The sequence below is a fragment of the Gordonia otitidis genome (assembly GCF_020735545.1).
Lineage (GTDB): Bacteria > Actinomycetota > Actinomycetes > Mycobacteriales > Mycobacteriaceae > Gordonia > Gordonia otitidis.
Window position 1 is genome coordinate 846,777 of record NZ_CP085974.1, and the last position, 17,697, is coordinate 864,473.

The window sequence follows — 17,697 nt, forward strand, 5'->3', positions numbered from 1 at the left end:
TGAACCCGTGACCCTCGCAGATGATCGAGCCGACCGATTTCGGCGCGACACCACCGCGAAGACATCAGCAGCTGCAGCACCCCGCGCGTCGATGCGCCCCGGTGACTTCACACTCGACGATCGCTACACCCGCGAAGAGGGTCCGATCTTTCTCGGTGGCATCACAGCGCTCGTCCGGATGATCGCCGACCGCGCACGTATCGACCGCAGGCAGAATCTCCGCACGGCGTCGTTCGTCTCCGGCTACGAGGGATCACCACTGGCGGGCTTCGACCTCGAACTCATGCGCAGAAAGTCGCTCCTCGCACCCTTCGATGTCGTGCACCGACCAGGGCTCAACGAGGAGCTCGCAGCGACATCGGTGATGGGATCGCAACTGGCACCGACCCTAGGCCCACTGGCGGCCGACGACGACGGTCACCTACGCAACGGGGTCGTCGGCTACTGGTACGGCAAGGCACCGGGCCTCGATCGGGCGTCGGACGCACTGCGCCACGCCAACCTCATCGGCACGCATCCCGACGGTGGCGCGGTGGCCCTCGTCGGCGACGATCCCGCCGCCAAGAGTTCGACGGTCCCCTGCACCTCGGAGATGGCGCTCGCAGACCTCTACATCCCGACCCTCTACCCCGCCGACTCCCAGGACATCCTCGACCTCGGGGTGCACGCTGCAGTGATGAGTCGGGTCAGCGGTCTGTGGACCTCGCTCAAGATCTCCGCGCACGTGGCCGACGGTTCGTCGACCGCCGTGGTGCACCCCGACCGCGTACTACCCGTCTACGGCGATCTCGGTCGGAGTCCGCACGTACCGAGCGGCAAGCTACTCGGCGCCAATCTCATGGAGCTCGAGCAGAATCAGCTCACCACCCGCATCCCGCGCGCGCTCGCATACGCGCAACTCAACGGCGTCAACCGGATCGCGGTGCGAAGCGGCGACGACAGGATCGGTCTGGTCGCCGCCGGAAAGACCTACCTCGATCTGCGTAATGCATTGCGCCTCATGGGTCTCGACGAAGCAGACATGCAGCGCGCGGGTATTCGCATCCTCAAGCTCGGCATGGTCTATCCGCTCGACCGCGACATCCTCGAACGCTTCATCACCGACACCGCCGCGGGTCAGCTCGACGAGGTCATCGTCGTCGAGGAGAAGCGCGACTTCATCGAGACCATGATGCGCGACATGCTCTATCGCCACCCCCGCGCCCCGCGCATCGTCGGCAAGGTCCACGAGGACGGGTCGACGTTGTTCTCCCGATTCGGTGAACTCGACGTCGACGCAGTCACTCTCGGGCTCGCGACGAGGCTGGCCCGACACCATCACCTCGACGCCGCACAGACGTGGCTCGATCAACATAATGCGCGTCGATCTCCCACTCGCATCGAGCTCCCTCTCGCGGTACGCACCCCGTATTTCTGCTCGGGCTGCCCCCACAACAGCTCCACCAAGGTCAGTCCGGGAACCCTCGTCGGCGGCGGAATCGGTTGTCACGCCATGGTTCTGATGATGGACCCGCAGCAGGTGGGCGACATCGCCGGAGTCACCCAGATGGGCGGCGAAGGCGCGCAGTGGCTCGGCATGGCACCGTTCGTACCCGCCGACCACTTCGTGCAGAACATCGGCGACGGGACGTTCACGCATTCGGGGTCGCTCGCCCTGCGTGCCGCCGTCGCATCGGGTGAGAACATCACCTACAAACTGCTCTACAACGGCACCGTCGCGATGACCGGTGGTCAGGATCCGGTGGGCGAGTTCAGCCTCGCACAGCTGACACGATTGCTCGCCGCCGAGGGTGTGTCGCGCATCGTCGTCACCTCCGACGATCCGTCACGCACGCGATCGGCAGACCTGGCGGACGGCGTCGATGTGCGTGACCGGTCCGACCTCGCCGAGATACAGCGCGATCTCGCCGGGATCCCCGGTGTCACAGTCCTCATCCACGACCAGCACTGCGCGGCGGAGAAGCGACGTAAACGCAAGCGTGGTCAGATGTCCACCCCCACGCAGCGTGTCGTGATCAACGAACGCATCTGCGAGGGGTGCGGTGACTGCGGCGAGAAGTCGAATTGCCTGTCGGTACATCCCGTCTCGACCGAGTTCGGCCGCAAGACGCGCATCGACCAGAGTTCGTGCAATCTCGACTTCTCCTGTCTCAAGGGCGATTGCCCGTCGTTCGTCACCGTCACGCCGGGTCACACGCCGGAGTCGCGCCGCGCAACCGAGATCGACGCCGCTGCAATCCCCACTCCCTCGACCTCACGGCCAGTCACGGCGGGCACCGATTTCACGATGCGTATCACGGGAATCGGCGGTACCGGGGTGGTCACCGTGTCGCAGATCCTCGCCACCGCGGCGTTCCTCGACGGACATGCGGCCAGGACCGTCGACATGACCGGCCTCGCGCAGAAGGGCGGTGCCGTGGTCAGTGACATCAAGGTCTCCGCGCTGTCCTCGGCCGGTCCCGACGCTGGTCGAGCCGACCTGCGCCTCATCGAACAGGCCGCCAAGGCCGCGGCCGACACCTGCGACCTGTACCTCGCATGCGACTCCATCGTCGGGACCGATCCGGCGAATCTGAAGGTGACCGCACCCGACCGCACCGTCGCGGTGGTCTCGACGACCCGAATCCCCACCGGCGCCATGGTCATCGACACGTCGGTGGGCTTCCCCGCCGACGTCTCGGTGCACGAATCGATCGACGCCAGGGTGTCGCGGGCGGCCTATCTCGACGCGGGCGCGCTCGCGACCGAGCTGTTCGACGACGAGCAGTTCGCCAACATGGTGATGGTGGGCGCGGCGTATCAGACCGGCGCACTACCGATCTCGGCGGAGGCGATCGAACGCGCCGTCGAACTCAACGGCGTCGCCGTCGCGGCCAACCTCCAGGCATTCCGACGCGGACGCCAGGTCATCGAGGACCCGGAGGCGGTCTCGCACGAGATCACCGCGGCGGGTGTCGAACCCGTTGCGGTGGAGCCCAGTTCGTTCGCTCGTGGACAGATTGCGCACCTCGGCCTCAGCGACGACCTCGCCTATACGGTCGGAATCCGCGTCGACGAGCTCGTCGTCTACGCCGACGAACGTTACGCCGGTGCATATCTCGACGTCGTCGGCCGGGTGGCACGCGAGTCGGGTAGTCCCGAACTCGTCGACGCCGTCGCCCGTAATCTGTACAAGCTCATGGCGTACAAGGACGAGTACGAGGTGGCACGACTGACCGCCGACCCGGCATTCGCCGCGCAGATCGCGGGCGAGTACGGCGACGACGCGAAAGTCGCCGTACGGTTGCACCCCCCGCTGCTGCGTGCACTGGGCCGCAAGGAGAAGATGGCGTTCGGCGCCCGCACCGCGCCCGTGCTCGCCGGGCTCGCGAAGATGAAGAAGTTGCGCGGCACGCGCCTCGATCCGTTCGGCTACACCGAGATCCGACGCACCGAGCGCGAGCTCGTCGTCGAGTATTCCGATCTCGTCGACGCCATTCTCGGTGCCCTCGCTTCCGCGACCGCCGAGCCTGGCCGACTGTCTGCGCTCGTCGAGCTGGCGGGTCTACCCGACATGGTCCGCGGCTACGAGCAGATCAAGATGGACAACGTCGCGAAGTATCGCGCAGAGGTCGAGCGGCGCCGAGCCGAGTTGGGCATCTGACACCGCTGCCCGACCGGGGTGGCTGCCCGGACTGGGGTGGGGTGGGGTGGAAAGTAGGGGAAGGGTCGGGCGCGGACCCTTCCCCTGCTTTCAGCGCTGTCCCGCTGGACCCTTCCGCGGGTTTTCGACGCTTCCCCTAGAAACAACCCGCGGAAACGCCCAAAACCAGCGGAAGAACCCAGCGCAGAACCTTCCCCTACTTTCAGCACGGGCCCGCCCTGAACCCTCCCGCGGGTTTTCGACGCTTCCCCCAGAAACAACCCGCGGAAACGCCCAAAACTAGCGGAAACATCCCTTCCCCTACTTTCAGCGCCTTCCCCTACTTTCGGCGCGGCGCCGGCCCTGAAGCAGGGTCGACCCCCGGAGCCACCGCGCTACTGCGCGGACTCCAGCGCGGCGGTGGCCATCGCCGTCAGGACGGCGCGCAGGCGATCGCTGTCGAGCGCGGGCAGTCGCGGCGAGGAGTTGAGCAGGCCGAACATCGCGTGCACACGAACGCGGGCCTCCTGCCGCGCCAGAGTCACACCGCGTTCGGTCATCAGTGCGAGCAGGACGTCCACCCACTGCTCGACGTAGCGGCGCTGCAGCGACCGCACCTCGTGATTGGCTGCGGGTGTCAGGTTGTGCAGGTCTCGATCCTGCACGACGATCAGGTCGGGTTTACTGACCAGGACGTCGATGTGGAAGTGGATCAACGCCTCAAGCGTCTCGGCGGGCGGTAGTCCGCGGTCGACGACCTCGGCGCCCCCGTCGCGGAGCCGGTGGCTGATGTCGAGCAGCATCTGGTCGAGAAGGTCGGTCTTCGACGCGAAATGTCGATACATCGCGGGTCCGCTGACACCGACGGCGCCGCCGATGTCCTCGAGACGCACCCCGGCGAATCCCCTGGCGGCCATCTGGCGCGCAGCGGCGTCGAGCATTTCCCGACGCCGAGCAGCCTTCGCCTCACCACGTTTGGTGAGCGGCGGGGTGACCGGTGTTGCGCGCGTTGGGGCCTCGACGGGGTCTGCTGGGCTCATGGTGCCATCGAATCTACCGTCGGGACGGTCGAGCACGCGACGTGTTCCGCCGCGTCGATCACCAACCGTTGACGTGCAAGACGTCGTCGAGCGGCTTGCGTTGCGCCGGTGAGAAGTCGGTGCCCTGGGTGTAGGCGATCGGCAGGAGTACGCCCTGGTGTACTCCGTCGGGGATACCGAGCAGGTCGGCCACCTCCTGCTCGTAGGTCAGGTGCAAGGTCGTCCACGCCGAGCCAAGTCCGCGTGCCCGCAGTGCCAGCATCAGACTCCAGGCGCCGGGAAGCAGTGATCCCCACACCCCGGCCTGATTTCCCTCGGGCAACTCGCCGCCCGTCTTGATCGCGCCCAGCACCAACACGGGTACCTCACCCATCACGTCGGCGAGGTACTGGGCACTGGCCGCGACTCGTCGGGCGGTCTCGGTCGACACCGTCCGCTGCGCCGAATATGCGGCGAACGAGCGGGCGTAGTAGTCGGCGACCTGACGCTTGAGGTCGGTGTCGGTGATGACGATCCAATGCCACCCCTGCGCGTTCGACCCGGTCGGGGCCTGGATCGCGACCTCGAGCGCTTCGCGGACCACCTCGATCGGAACAGGTCGCTCCAGGTCGAGTCGCTTGCGAACCGAGCGGGTCGTCGTGAGCAATTCGTCGGGGTCCAGAGGCAGAAGGTCGGTCATCTCGCTCCTCGGTCGTCGGTGCCGCGCGGTGTCATCGGTGGCGTGCGCGGCGAGCCAGCCAGTTCCCAAAGTACTGGCCCGCCTGCCGGATTGTGTTCACGGCGAATCGGAGCGGCTTCATTCGATGAACCCGCCCGCCGTCAGGTGCTCGATCAGTCCGTCGGTCAGCGGCAGTGCGCGCATCTCGTCGACGGTGAACCACCCGGCGTCCGCCGCATCGTCGGCGGCGCGCAGTGCACCCCCGACCGGGACGGCGACGAAGTCGTGGATCTCGAACACCCCTCCCTTCCCGTCGGGTATCTCGACCACCCAGGCCTCGGTGCCGACCATGACGTCGATTCCCGTCTCCTCGGCGATCTCGCGAATCACTGCTGCGACGAGCACGTCCGCATCGTCACGGATTCCGTTCGGGCCGACGGTATCCACCGGGTCGACCTTCCCGCCGGGTACCGTCCACCGCCCCGCCTGCGGGTCACGCAGGCGCTGGACCAGCAGGAAGCGGCCGCGGTCGTCGCGGATGATTGCGCCAACGGCGAGGGTGCGGCTCCGACTCACGGTTGTCGAGTGATGCACGCGCCGTGCACGATCGGGCGCGAGTCCCGTCAGCGTCCGCCCGATATGCGCACGGAGACCCTCTGCGGCGTCGGGGCCCCAGTACACGAGATCGTCGATCTCGCCCCGGTCGGCGAGGTCGGTGGCGACAATGCCCTGTGCCGCAGCGAGTTCAGGTGCGTGGGCGGTGTCGCGGTGCACGATCACACTCGCACCCTCGGGCGGTAGGGGCGACAGCCACGCGTCGTGTGCAGCAAGTCGACGATCCGTGGGGAACAACGCAAGTGCCGCGCCTCCGGCCCCTTCACCGAGCAAGACCGACACCGTGGGACGCGGGACCGCAATGAGATCCGCCAGGCAGAGCGCGATCTCACGCGCGAGTCCGCCCTCCTCCGCGGCGACGGACAGGTCGGCGCCGGGGGTGTCGATCACCGTGACGACGGGCAGCCGCAGTTCTGTGGCCACAACCATGCCTCGACGCGCGACCCGCAGATCCGCGGGCCCGACGAGCCGCCCCTGCGCCTGGACTGCCCGATCCTGACCGATCACGACAGCCGTGGTCCGCCCGAATCGACTCAGCGCCAAGATGATCGGTCCGACGTCGTGGATCACCGCTGTCTCGTCGGTCAGCAGTTGCCGCAGCCCAGGTCGGTGGGGAGCGCGCGTCGCGCGCACGTGGTCCCACGAGCTCATCGCGGCAGACCCGCTCAGCGACGAAGTCGGCTCCGGCTGGGACGAAGTCGGCTCCGCGGGCGACGAAATCGGCTCCGCGGGAGAATCGTCGGTCTCGACGAGCAGGTCGACGACGCTGCCGACGCGTTGCGCGAGCTCGTCCACCGGCACCAACGCGTCGACGATGCCTTGTGCAGCAAGGTTTTCCGACACCTGCACGCCCTCGGGAAATGCTGTGTGGTGCAGCCCCTCGAACACGCGCGGGCCGAGGAAGCCGATGAGCGCGCCGGGTTCGGCCCAGGTGATGTGCCCCATGGATCCCCACGATGCGAACACACCGCCCGTCGTCGGATCGCGTAGATACACCAGATACAGCAGGCCCGCCCGCCGATGACATTCGACGGCCTCGGCTATGGCCGCCATCTGTAGGAAAGCCACCGTTCCCTCTTGCATCCGGGTTCCACCCGACGCCGGCAGTGCCAAGACCGGCAGCCGCTCACGAGTCGCACGGCGGACGGCGGCGACCACTCGCTCCCCGGCCGCTTGCCCGATGGAGCCGGCCAGGAATCCGAACTCGCTGACCACCAGCACAATCGGGCTACCGGAGACCTCCCCGACGCCGGTGATCACCGATTCGTCGACACCGGTACGTCTGCGCGCCCTGCCGAGCGCGGCCGCATACGTGGCATCGAGTGCGACGTATGCGGGCGCTGTGTCCCAAGACCGCCAGGTACCCTCGTCGACCAGTGTGGTCACCATGTCGATTGCCGAAAGCCGATCCGATTCGCCCACACAGTCACGGTAGTCGTGTTCTCACCCGGGGTGACAGAGCTAGCGCGAGTACACGACTCGCGTGCGCAGCAGCACGTCGGCCACCGACCGTCGTCTGCTGTCGACACCGACCCACAACAGGCCGATGGCGAAGAACACGCAGATCACCGACCTCAGCACGGCGATTGTCGGGCGTAGACGGTTTCCCTTGCGGTTCACCACACGAATCCCCATCACCACGCTGCCGAGCGTCCGGCCCGACACAGCCCAACAGCTGGCGAGATACACGATCGACACGACGATGAACGCGCCGATCGTGAAGAACCCGTTGGTGCTCGGCATCGAGAAGTCGTGGACGTTGTAGAGGAGCCTGGCCATCACGACTCCCAGATAGATGGCGCTCATGATGACCAGCACGACGATCAGGTCGATCACCGCGCCTACCCCGCGGCTCACGATCCCCGCCGACTTCGAGGTGTCGTGAACGGCGTGGAACTGGTTCTTTCGCGCCTCGCGGCGTACAGCCCGATCACCGGACACGACGTCGGAGGAGTCGCGCGCGCCGTCGCGTTCGTGGCCCGTCCCCTGCCCGGACACATCGGAATGGGAAGGATCGGGCTGGGAGGAATCGGGGTGAGATTCAGTCACGCTCACCGGACTCCACCTCCGCAACCACACGTCGGCGCAGCAGACGGCCCACCATGTCGGCGACGGCGTCGTCGGCTCGTTCACTGGTACTGCGCACGTCGGTCATCACGTCCGAGGTCACCGAGGTACTCGCCTCGCGGATGATTCCGGGCAGGTCGACACCGTCGATGATGACATCGGCGAGCCCGATGAGGTCGACGCGGTTGATCACGGCGTCGATGTCGACGTGCGAAACGGCACGGTCGAGGTCGACGGTATCGATGACCGCGTCGAGGTCGACGCCGGCGATGACCGCCTCGATGTCGACGCGCGAGATCACCCTGTCCACATCGACGCGGTCGATGATCTTGTCGACGTCGACCCGCGCGACCGCGGCATCGAGGTCCACCCGCGCGACTGCGGCATCGAGGTCCACCCGCGCGACTGCGGCATCGAGATCGACCCGCGCGACGATGGCGTCGAGATCGAGGAGGTCGACGATCGCGTTCATGTCGACCGAAGCAATGATCCTGTCGAGGTCCACGTTGTCGAGCACCAGCGCGGTGAGGTCGATTTCGGAGGTGAACGCATCGACGACCTCGCGGATCAGCGCCGCCAGACCGGTGCGCGTGCCAACGGTTGCCAACGCCTCCGCGGATTCGATCGCGGTGTGCACTGCGCGTCGGCCATCACGGACAACCGACCCCGCCAGCGGCACGCGCTCGGCCGCGTCGACCATCGCCGACGCGGCGCGGAACGGAAGCCTCATCACGCCGAGTACCGCACTCTGGCCCGCCTTGGCAGCCGCGGCATCGTTGGTCACCCGTGCAGTATCTCACCCGAGAGACCACAGCACGCCGACAACAAGACACCCCCGGTGCGGCCCGAATGGCCGCACCGGGGGTGCCCGGAGAATCGGAGACTACGCGGTCACAGGTTCTCGTACAGCTCGCGAGCCAGCTTCGCGGTTTCGCTCGGCGTCTTGCCGACCTTGACGCCTGCGGCCTCGAGGGCTTCCTTCTTCGCCTGCGCGGTGCCGGAACTACCCGACACGATCGCACCGGCGTGACCCATCGTCTTGCCCTCGGGCGCGGTGAAGCCCGCGACATATCCGACCACGGGCTTCGAGACGTTGGCCTTGATGTACTCGGCAGCACGCTCCTCGGCGTCGCCACCGATCTCGCCGATCATCACGATCACCTTCGTGTCGGGGTCCTTCTCGAAGGCCTCGATCGCGTCGATGTGCGTGGTGCCGATGACCGGGTCGCCGCCGATACCGATTGCGGTCGAGAAGCCGAGGTCACGCAGCTCGTACATCATCTGGTAGGTCAGGGTGCCCGACTTCGACACGAGACCGATCGGGCCCTTACCGGTGATGTTCGCCGGGGTGATCCCCACCAGCGACTCCTCCGGGGTGATGATGCCCGGGCAGTTCGGACCGATGATGCGCGTCTTGGTGCCCTTGTCCACGTTGTAGGCCCACGCGTAGGCGGAATCCTGCACCGGGATGCCCTCGGTGATCACGACCAGCAGCGGGATCTCCGCGTCGATCGCCTCGATGATCGCGTCCTTGGAGAACTTCGGCGGAACGAATGCGATCGACGTGTCGGCGCCCGTCTTCTCGATCGCCTCGGCGACGCTTCCGAAGACGGGCAGTTCGATGTCGTTGCCGTCTTTGTCCTTGTGGGTGACGGTCGTTCCGGCCTTGCGTGCGTTCACGCCGCCGACGACATTGGTGCCCGCCTTGAGCATCAGAGCGGTGTGCTTGGTTCCCTCGCCACCGGTGATGCCCTGGACGATGACCTTGTTGTCCTTGTTCAGAAAGATCGACATTGATGCGGCCCCTTACTTGCTCGCCAGCTCGGCGGCCTTGTCGGCGCCGGCGTCCATTGTTTCGGCGAGCGTCACCAGCGGGTGATTCGCATCGGCCAGGATCTTGCGGCCCTCTTCGACCTTGTTGCCGTCGAGACGGACCACCAGGGGCTTGTTCGCCTCGTCGCCGAGCTTGTTCAGAGCACCGACGATGCCGTTGGCGACGGCGTCACACGCCGTGATGCCACCGAAGACGTTCACGAAAACACTCTTGACCTGGTCGTCGCCGAGGATCACGTCGAGACCGGCGGCCATCACCTCTGCCGAGGCGCCACCGCCGATGTCGAGGAAGTTGGCGGGCTTGACGCCGTTGTGGTTCTCGCCTGCGTAGGCGACCACGTCGAGGGTGCTCATGACGAGACCCGCACCGTTGCCGATGATGCCGACCTGTCCGTCGAGCTTGACGTAGTTGAGGTCGTTCTCCTTGGCCTTCTGCTCCAGCGGATCCGTCGAGTCCTTGTCCTCGAACTCGGCGTGATCGGGATGACGGAAGTCGGCGTTCTCGTCGAGCGTCACCTTGCCGTCGAGCGCGAGGATCTGATCGTCGGGCGTCCTGACCAGCGGGTTGACCTCCACCAGCGTGGCGTCTTCTCCGACGAAGACCTCCCACAGCTTGGCGATCGTCACCGCGGCGGCGTCGAGTACCTCGGCGGGCAAGTGGCCCTGCTCGGCGATCGATCGCGCGGTTGCGACGTCGACGCCTTTGACCGCGTCGACAGGAATCCTGGCCAGGCGCTCCGGCTTGGTCGCTGCTACCTCTTCGATCTCCATGCCGCCTTCCACCGAGCACATGGCCAGGTAGGTGCGGTTGGCGCGATCGAGAAGGAACGAGATGTAGTACTCCTCGGCGATGTCGCTCGCCTCTGCCACGAGGAGCTTCTTGACGATGTGCCCCTTGATGTCGAGGCCCAGGATGTTTTCTGCGTTGGTCTGCGCGTCGTCAGGGGTCGCGGCGTACTTCACGCCGCCTGCCTTGCCACGTCCGCCGGTCTTGACCTGCGCCTTGATCATCACGGGCTTACCGATTTCCTCGGCAATCGCGCGTGCATCGGTGGCGGAGTCGGTGACCCGACCGGGTGTGGTGGGAACCCCATGCTTGGCGAACAGTTCCTTCGCCTGGTATTCGAAGAGATCCATTCAGCTCACCATTTCGTCGTTGTGCCCGCTGATGTTGGGTGTAACACGGGCCATATCGGACTCTAAACCTGCCGGATACAGCCATAGAGAGGACCTCCGCGCCTTGTGCGACAGATCACTCGTTCGGTTGTGATCGGGCCGCAGGCGACCAGCCCTCGATCGCTGCGCCGCGCTCCTCGTATAGAGTCTGCCTCCGGTTCGGAACATCCGGGCACGAAGTCGGCAAGAAGGGCGTAGCGCAACGGATTTGGGCGAGATTCAACATCGAGAACATCATGTTCGGGATAGGTACACAGCACCCGTTGAACGGTGACCCAGCTCACATTTGGACGGGTTCTTTCCTCTGATCGTTGGACTTGCCGCAATCGTTTCGTTACCGTCAGTCGAGCAGAACGGATCACGAATCGGTCACGAACAGTAACAACGACCGATATCGGGAGCGAAGAAACAGGAATCGAGGTGGGCGACTTGGCGGAACGCGGAGCTCCGGGCAGGTCGACGTCGACGGTCGTCACCGCGACATCACGACGCGGCACTACGTACGACGACATCCCGGCCGAAGAGATGACCGCGATCATTCCGATCGACGAGCTCGACTCCTACGATCCCTGGGCCGTCGACAGCGCCGCAGACCAGGAGTCGTGGTCGCCGTCGACATGGGAGCCGTACTACCGCCCGACGCGCTCTGAGCTGACACAGGACATCCTGATCCCCGAGGGTGGCTTCGAGGCATACGCCGACGACCCCTTCGAGAGCGAGGGCGCACAGCTCGACTCGTTCCCCCACGCCGACGTCGACTCGCCCCTCAGCGGCGAGATCGACATGCGGCCCGCCGAGAAGCCGTTCCGGCAGATACCCGGGCCCGGTCGAACACGTACCCGCGGCAAGCATCGGCTCGCGGCCCCGCCGACCGCCCTCCGCGGAGGTCGTGCCGCGCTCATCGCCATGGCAGCAGGCGCAGCCGTCGCCGCCGCCGCTCACGCCGGCACCGCCGACAAGGCGCCGGCACCGTCGTCGTCGCCCGCCAACGCCGCGAATGTCGACAACGCAGCACCCACTCCCGACCTCGGGCCGGGAATCGCTGCGGCTGACACCTCCTCGCAGGACATGAGCGTGTTCACCTCTCAGCTCGCAGAGGGCGAACAGCTCGTCAAGGACGAGGCCGCTCGCAAGGCTGCCGCGAGCCGGCCATACTTCGAGTCGCCGATCCCACTCGGCATCTACCAATTCACCTCGGGCTTCGCGATGCGCTGGGGGTCGATGCACGGAGGCGTCGACTTCGCCGCGCCGCTGGGCACTCCCATTCACGCGGCGACCGATGGCGTCATCAAGGAAGCCGGCCCCGCGTCGGGCTTCGGCAACTGGATTCAGGTCCAGGCATCGGACGGCACCGTCACCGTGTACGGCCACATGTACTCGAGCGGCGTACTCGTCCAGAAGGGCCAGACGGTCAAGGCGGGCGACGTCATCGGACTCGTCGGGTCCGACGGCCAGTCAACGGGCCCGCACTGCCACTTCGAGGTCTGGAAGAACGGCACCACCAAGATCGACCCGGCTCCGTGGCTCGCCGAGCACGGCGTCCGGATGTCGGCTTACACGGGCTGACCGACACCCCGGCCCTTTAGCCACTCTCTCTTACCTACAGCGACACTCCCGGCCCCTAGACGCACGCCCGGCCCCTGGAGTGAGCCTCCCGCCAGGGTTGAACTCCGGGCAACGCCGTCCAGCGCGGCTCAGAGCTTCTCCCCGGGGATTCCGCCTGCCGTCAACAGCGTGACGCGCCCTGTGCTACCGCCGTAGTCGATGACCACGCGCTCGGTGGCCCCACTGCCCTCTTTGCCGACCACCTTGCCCATCCCGTACTTGGGATGGTTGTGTCGATCGCCGACGTCGAGATGGATCTGCCTGTTGCGACCCCGATTGGGGTCGGTCGAGTACTGCGAACGGCCGAGCGTACGCGACGATCCGCCGTCCGAGCGTCCGAAAACTCCTCCGCTGGAACCGAATCCACGCATGCCGCGCTTGGGCTCGGTGCGCCGCCAGTCGATGAGGTGCTGCGGGATCTCCTGCAGGAACCGGGATTCCGGATTCGAGACCGGCTGCCCCCACGACGCGCGGGTCATCGACCGGGTCAGATACAGCCGTTCCTTCGCGCGGGTGATGCCGACGTAGGCGAGTCGACGTTCCTCACTCAACTCCGCAGGATCGCCCAGCGCACGCATGTGCGGGAAATGCCCGTCCTCCCAGCCGGTGACGAAGACAACCGGGAACTCGAGACCCTTGGCGGTGTGCAGGGTCATCAGCGTGACAACACCGTCACCCTCGTCCGGCACCTGATCGGCGTCGGCGACGAGAGCGACCTTCTCGAGAAACGCCGCGAGCGATCCGGGCTCGGGTTCGCCATCGGTGCCACCCACATCCTCGCCAACGTCCAGACCGTCGTCGACCTCCGCTTCGGCAGCCGCCTCCATGCTGAATTCGGCTGCGACAGAGATCAGTTCGTTGAGGTTGTCGAGTCGTGCGGCATCCTGCGGGTCGCTCGAGCCCTCCAGTTCGGCGCGGTATCCACTACGGTCGACGATCGCGGCCACCAGCTCGCCGATGTCGGCACCCTCCTCCGTCGCGTCAGAGACCGTCGCGACGTCGGTCGCCTCATCGTCGGCCTGCCCGAAGGTGGTCAGGAAGTCGCGCCGCAATCCCTCGATCAGCTCGACGAACCCGCTGATCTGTTTGACCGCACGCGAATTGAGCAGCGGAACCCTGCCGTCGGCACCGTCGAGCAGCGCCTGGTAGAAGCTGGCACCGGTGTTCTCGGCATGTACCGCGACGCACGCCTCGGCGCGGTCGCCGATCCCGCGTCGCGGGGTGTTGAGGATGCGGCGCAGGCTCACCGAGTCGTCGGGGTTGGCGACGGTGCGCAGATAGGCCACGACGTCGCGGACCTCCTTGCGCTCGTAGAACCTGGTCCCGCCGACCACCTTGTACGGAATCCCGTGGCGCACGAAGACTTCTTCGATCGGTCGCGAACCGGTGTTGGTGCGGTAGAACACGGCGATGTCGGAGTATTTGTACGACTCCGACACTCCACCGATCGTGTGGTCGGTGAGCCGCTCGATCTCGGTGCCGATGAACATCGACTCGTCGCGATCGGAATCCGAGACGTACCCGACGATCAGTTCGCCGTCGCCCGAGTCGGTCCACAGACGCTTCTCACGACGATTCGGGTTGCGTGCGATCACCGCGTTCGCAGCAGACAGGATCGTCTGCGTCGAGCGGTAATTCTGTTCGAGCATAATGGTTTCGGCATTCGGGAAGTCGCGTTCGAACTCCTCGATGTTGCGGATCGTCGCACCACGGAACGCATAGATGGACTGATCGGCATCGCCGACGACGCACAACTCCGACGGGTCGACCGCCCGTCCGCCCACGCCCGGCTCCCCGGGCGAATCGTCGGATCCACCGCCGAGCACCAGTTCACGCACCAGCACGTACTGCGCATGGTTGGTGTCCTGATACTCGTCGACGAGTACGTGACGGAAGCGTCGACGGTAGTACTCGGCAACCTCCGGGTGCCGCTGCAACAGTCCGACGGTCTCACCGATCAGGTCGTCGAAGTCGAAGGCGTTCGCGGTGCGCAGCCTGCGCTGATACTCGGCGTAGATCTGCGCGATCGCCTGTTCGGTGGGGTCGCCGTCGGCCGTCGCGGCGATCGCCTCGTCGGGGGTGACGAGCTCGTTCTTGTAGTTGGAAACGATCACCGAGACGCCGCGTGGTGCGAACTTCTTGGGGTCGAGGTCGAGGTCTTTGATGATCATGCCGAGCAGACGCTTGGAGTCGTCCGCGTCGTAGATCGAGAAGTTCGAGTTGCGCCCTTCGAGCAGAGCCGACTGTGCACGCAGGATGCGCACGCACGTCGAGTGGAAGGTGGAGATCCACATGAAGTTGGCGCGCGGACCGACGAGACCGATGACGCGTTCGCGCATCTCGGCTGCGGCCTTGTTGGTGAAGGTGATCGCGAGGACCTGACCGGGCGACACGTCGCGCTCGGCGAGCAGGTAGGCGATGCGTCGTGTCAACACCGCCGTCTTGCCCGACCCCGCACCTGCGACGATCAGCAGCGGCGATCCGCTGTGGAGCACCGCTGCACGTTGCTGCGGATTGAGTCCTGCCAGAAGGCGTGCGGAAGCGTCGTCGGAGCGTGCTGCCTGGGCGTGGGTGACGGGTGTGCGGCTACCGGCGTCGGGAGTGGGGCGGGTGGAACTGGTCATCGAGAGTCCAGGTTACCCGCCCCCACCGACACCTCAGCCGCCGAGGAGTCGCGCGTCGACGACCTCTCCGACCCGTCCCGCGCCGGTGTGCACGGCGAGCCCCGGCGAGAGGGGCCGCACGTCGAGTTCGGTGCCGTGGCCGTCGAGCTGCACATAGACCACGTGCAGACCAGCGTCCACCGGCACCGTCACGGGCGCCCCACCGTCTAGCGAAAGGCGCAGCTGGCCAGCGGAATTGGCGCAGTACCCCAACGCGATCGTCCATCGCCACTGGATCAACGGGCCGTCGAGCGAGAGGCGACGCGGGCCGTCGAGCTCCGGTTTCGTGCAGGAACCGCGCCCGGCAGGGATGCTCCGTCGTGGAGTCACCGCGCCCGGCACCGCATTGCCCGAGTTGTCGAGCACCACGAGGCGGTCGGTGTGGTCGCCGAACGTCGGGCGGTCACGCAGCCGCCCGAACGTGTGGCTGATCTGGTTCTCGGGGTAGGCCACCGGCAGCAGCACCTCGAGCGGGAGCGCCTGATCGAACATCGTGGTGTCCTTGTTCGCGGCGAGCGCCCGCTTTGCGTTCGCGAGGTAGGGACCGGTCGGATCGTCGCGCCACGACGTCGAATAGGCCGCGGTGGAGATGATCGACGACGCGACCGCGAACGCCACCGCCATCACCCCCGCCAGCACCAGAGGTGAGGTCGAGGTGTCCGCGCCGTGGGCGTGCCTGGCCGAGACCCCGGCGCGCGGGCAGGGCACCCGCGCCGGCGACACCAGCAGCAGCACGAAACCCAGGGACAACACCAACGCTGCGTCGGGCAGATAGCGCATGGTCTGCGCGAGTTCGAGTGGGGTGTTGGCGCTCGACCGGTTCCACATGGGCGGGATCTGCGCGACCACGACGTAGAGCGCCATGGCGATCAGTACGCCGATCGCGCCGGCCCGCGTCCTGATCGCCCAGAGGACGAACCCGGCCACCACAACCCACCCGACGACGATCATCCACACGGCGGGGAAACCCATGGGCGGACTCGGCACCCAGCGTTCCCAGTCCCACGGACCTCCGATGAGGGAGGGCACCAGCGCCTTGTTGATCGACCGCCACACCAGCTGCGCGGTTTGCGTCACCGAGTGGGTGCCTGCCGTCGCGTCGGAGACAGAGAAATAGACGATGACCCACACCACGAACACCACGGCCAGCGGCGTCCAGAGAGCGCGCCCACGCGTGAACGCGACGACGAGCGGCGTACGCGGCACCCCGTCACCGGTGCCGTCGGCGGTTTTCCCGGTGCCGTCGGCCGTGTTGCCGGTGCCGTCGGAGCCCGTGGGGACACGCACGGTCAACACGGCGGCGATGAAGGCCACAGGCAGGATGAACAGCGACTTCTCGAAGAACGCGAGGGCCACGACGAAGATCACCGTCGACCTGATCACGACGAACCTGCGCGACGAATCCGACACGCGACCGGTGCACAGCAACACCGCGTCGGCGACGATCCACGCCATCGCCGCCTGCATGGGCAGCGAATTGAGCCCGGCAGCCCACCAGATGTACGCGGGCACGGTCAGCGGTGTGAACAGATAGAAGGCCAGGGCGGCCAGAGCACCCACCTCGATCGCGGGACGTCGCGCACCCAGCCGATCGCCCGCTGCCCCGAGCACCACGCGGATCATCCGCCACACCGACAGCGATGCGAGACCCTGCAGAACCACCAGCGTCACGGCCGGAACCAACCAGTTGACCGGCGCGGCGAGCGTCGAGATGCCCGCCACCAGGAACGCGGCGGGCATGAAGTGACCGTCATGACTGTGCCCGAGGTAGTCCCACGACCACACGGATTGTGTTGACGCGCGGCCGATGAGAACGAGGTCGTCCCAGTAGAAGTTGCCTGTGGCCACCAACCACGCCCTGATCACCAGGTGCGCGACGATCAACACCATTGCCGTCACGATCGTGATGTAACCGATCCGACCTGTGAGCGAGCCTCGTCGACCCGACTCGTCGGGTGTGCGTGAATGCGACGTCACCGTCGAGCTGCTCGGCATGGGATCTAGTAGAACCGTCGCGGGTGGCGCGTGGCAAAATCACCCCGGTGAGCGATGCGAGTGACGATCAGACCCCTGCGAAGACCCCCGATTCGTCATCGGGTTCGTCGTCGGTGCCGTTCGAGAAGTCCATCGACCTCGACTACTACCAACTCGATCCCTCGATCGAGGGTCTGTCCGACGAGATCGACGACCTCCGGGTCGAGATCGACCGCCTCGACGCCATCATCCTCGCCGCGATCAAGCGCAGAACCGCAGTGTCGAAGAAGGTCGGCGCGACACGGATGGCGTCGGGTGGTCCCCGACTCGTGCATTCCCGTGAGGTCAAGGTCATCGACCGCTTCGCCGACCTCGGCCAGGAAGGCCACACCCTCGCCATGTTGTTGCTGCGCCTCGGCAGGGGTCCGCTCGGTCGATGATGCC

Annotated in this window: 12 protein-coding genes; 3 read left to right on the forward strand and 9 right to left on the reverse strand. The window is 66.3% G+C overall.

What is annotated here, in order from left to right:
- Positions 1 to 7 precede the first annotated feature (7 nt).
- On the forward strand, positions 8 to 3,643 hold the full coding sequence (locus tag LK459_RS03765; RefSeq protein ID WP_227921899.1) for an indolepyruvate ferredoxin oxidoreductase family protein: 3,636 nt from the start codon (positions 8 to 10) through the stop codon (positions 3,641 to 3,643).
- A 374-nt stretch (positions 3,644 to 4,017) separates the two neighbouring features.
- On the opposite strand, the gene LK459_RS03770 is transcribed toward LK459_RS03765, so the two are convergent.
- From LK459_RS03770 to sucC, 7 genes are all read right to left on the reverse strand, one after another.
- Entirely contained in the window at positions 4,018 to 4,662 is a 645-nt protein-coding gene (locus LK459_RS03770; RefSeq protein WP_039993951.1) for a TetR/AcrR family transcriptional regulator, read from the reverse strand.
- A gap of 58 nt (positions 4,663 to 4,720) precedes the next feature.
- Complete coding sequence (locus LK459_RS03775; protein ID WP_007238663.1) at positions 4,721 to 5,341, reverse strand: nitroreductase family protein; 621 nt, start codon at positions 5,339 to 5,341, stop codon at positions 4,721 to 4,723.
- Between the two features lie 117 nt (positions 5,342 to 5,458).
- Positions 5,459 to 7,324 (reverse strand): carboxyl transferase domain-containing protein, encoded by a 1,866-nt coding sequence (locus tag LK459_RS03780; RefSeq protein ID WP_407648782.1) that lies wholly within the window; start codon positions 7,322 to 7,324, stop codon positions 5,459 to 5,461.
- Positions 7,325 to 7,396: 72 nt separating this feature from the next.
- Positions 7,397 to 7,990 carry an RDD family protein gene (locus LK459_RS03785; RefSeq protein ID WP_007238661.1) on the reverse strand — a complete coding sequence of 198 codons (594 nt, stop codon included), beginning with the start codon at positions 7,988 to 7,990 and terminating at the stop codon, positions 7,397 to 7,399.
- Entirely contained in the window at positions 7,977 to 8,786 is an 810-nt protein-coding gene (locus LK459_RS03790) for a hypothetical protein (RefSeq protein ID WP_007238660.1), read from the reverse strand. Before LK459_RS03790 ends, LK459_RS03785 begins: the two co-directional genes overlap by 14 nt.
- Before the next feature lie 107 nt (positions 8,787 to 8,893).
- Positions 8,894 to 9,796: a succinate--CoA ligase subunit alpha gene (sucD, locus tag LK459_RS03795; protein ID WP_007238659.1), complete on the reverse strand. Its 903-nt coding sequence runs from the start codon at positions 9,794 to 9,796 to the stop codon at positions 8,894 to 8,896.
- 12 nt (positions 9,797 to 9,808) lie between these two features.
- Positions 9,809 to 10,972, reverse strand: coding sequence for an ADP-forming succinate--CoA ligase subunit beta (sucC, locus tag LK459_RS03800; protein ID WP_007238658.1), 1,164 nt, complete (start codon positions 10,970 to 10,972; stop codon positions 9,809 to 9,811).
- A gap of 459 nt (positions 10,973 to 11,431) precedes the next feature.
- Here sucC and LK459_RS03805 point away from each other — a divergent pair, with 459 nt between their 5' ends.
- Entirely contained in the window at positions 11,432 to 12,577 is a 1,146-nt protein-coding gene (locus LK459_RS03805) for a M23 family metallopeptidase (protein ID WP_007238657.1), read from the forward strand.
- A 128-nt stretch (positions 12,578 to 12,705) separates the two neighbouring features.
- Here LK459_RS03805 and LK459_RS03810 read toward each other — a convergent pair whose 3' ends face one another.
- Together LK459_RS03810 and LK459_RS03815 are read right to left on the reverse strand one after the other, a co-directional pair.
- Positions 12,706 to 15,240 carry a UvrD-helicase domain-containing protein gene (locus LK459_RS03810; RefSeq protein ID WP_007238656.1) on the reverse strand — a complete coding sequence of 845 codons (2,535 nt, stop codon included), beginning with the start codon at positions 15,238 to 15,240 and terminating at the stop codon, positions 12,706 to 12,708.
- Positions 15,241 to 15,273: 33 nt separating this feature from the next.
- A complete protein-coding gene (locus LK459_RS03815) occupies positions 15,274 to 17,274 on the reverse strand; it encodes a hypothetical protein (RefSeq protein ID WP_407648716.1) in 2,001 nt (666 codons plus the stop codon).
- 113 nt (positions 17,275 to 17,387) lie between these two features.
- On the opposite strand from LK459_RS03815, the gene LK459_RS03820 reads away from it, so the two are divergent.
- Positions 17,388 to 17,693 carry a chorismate mutase gene (locus tag LK459_RS03820; protein ID WP_373279023.1) on the forward strand — a complete coding sequence of 102 codons (306 nt, stop codon included), beginning with the start codon at positions 17,388 to 17,390 and terminating at the stop codon, positions 17,691 to 17,693.
- Positions 17,694 to 17,697: the final 4 nt, after the last annotated feature.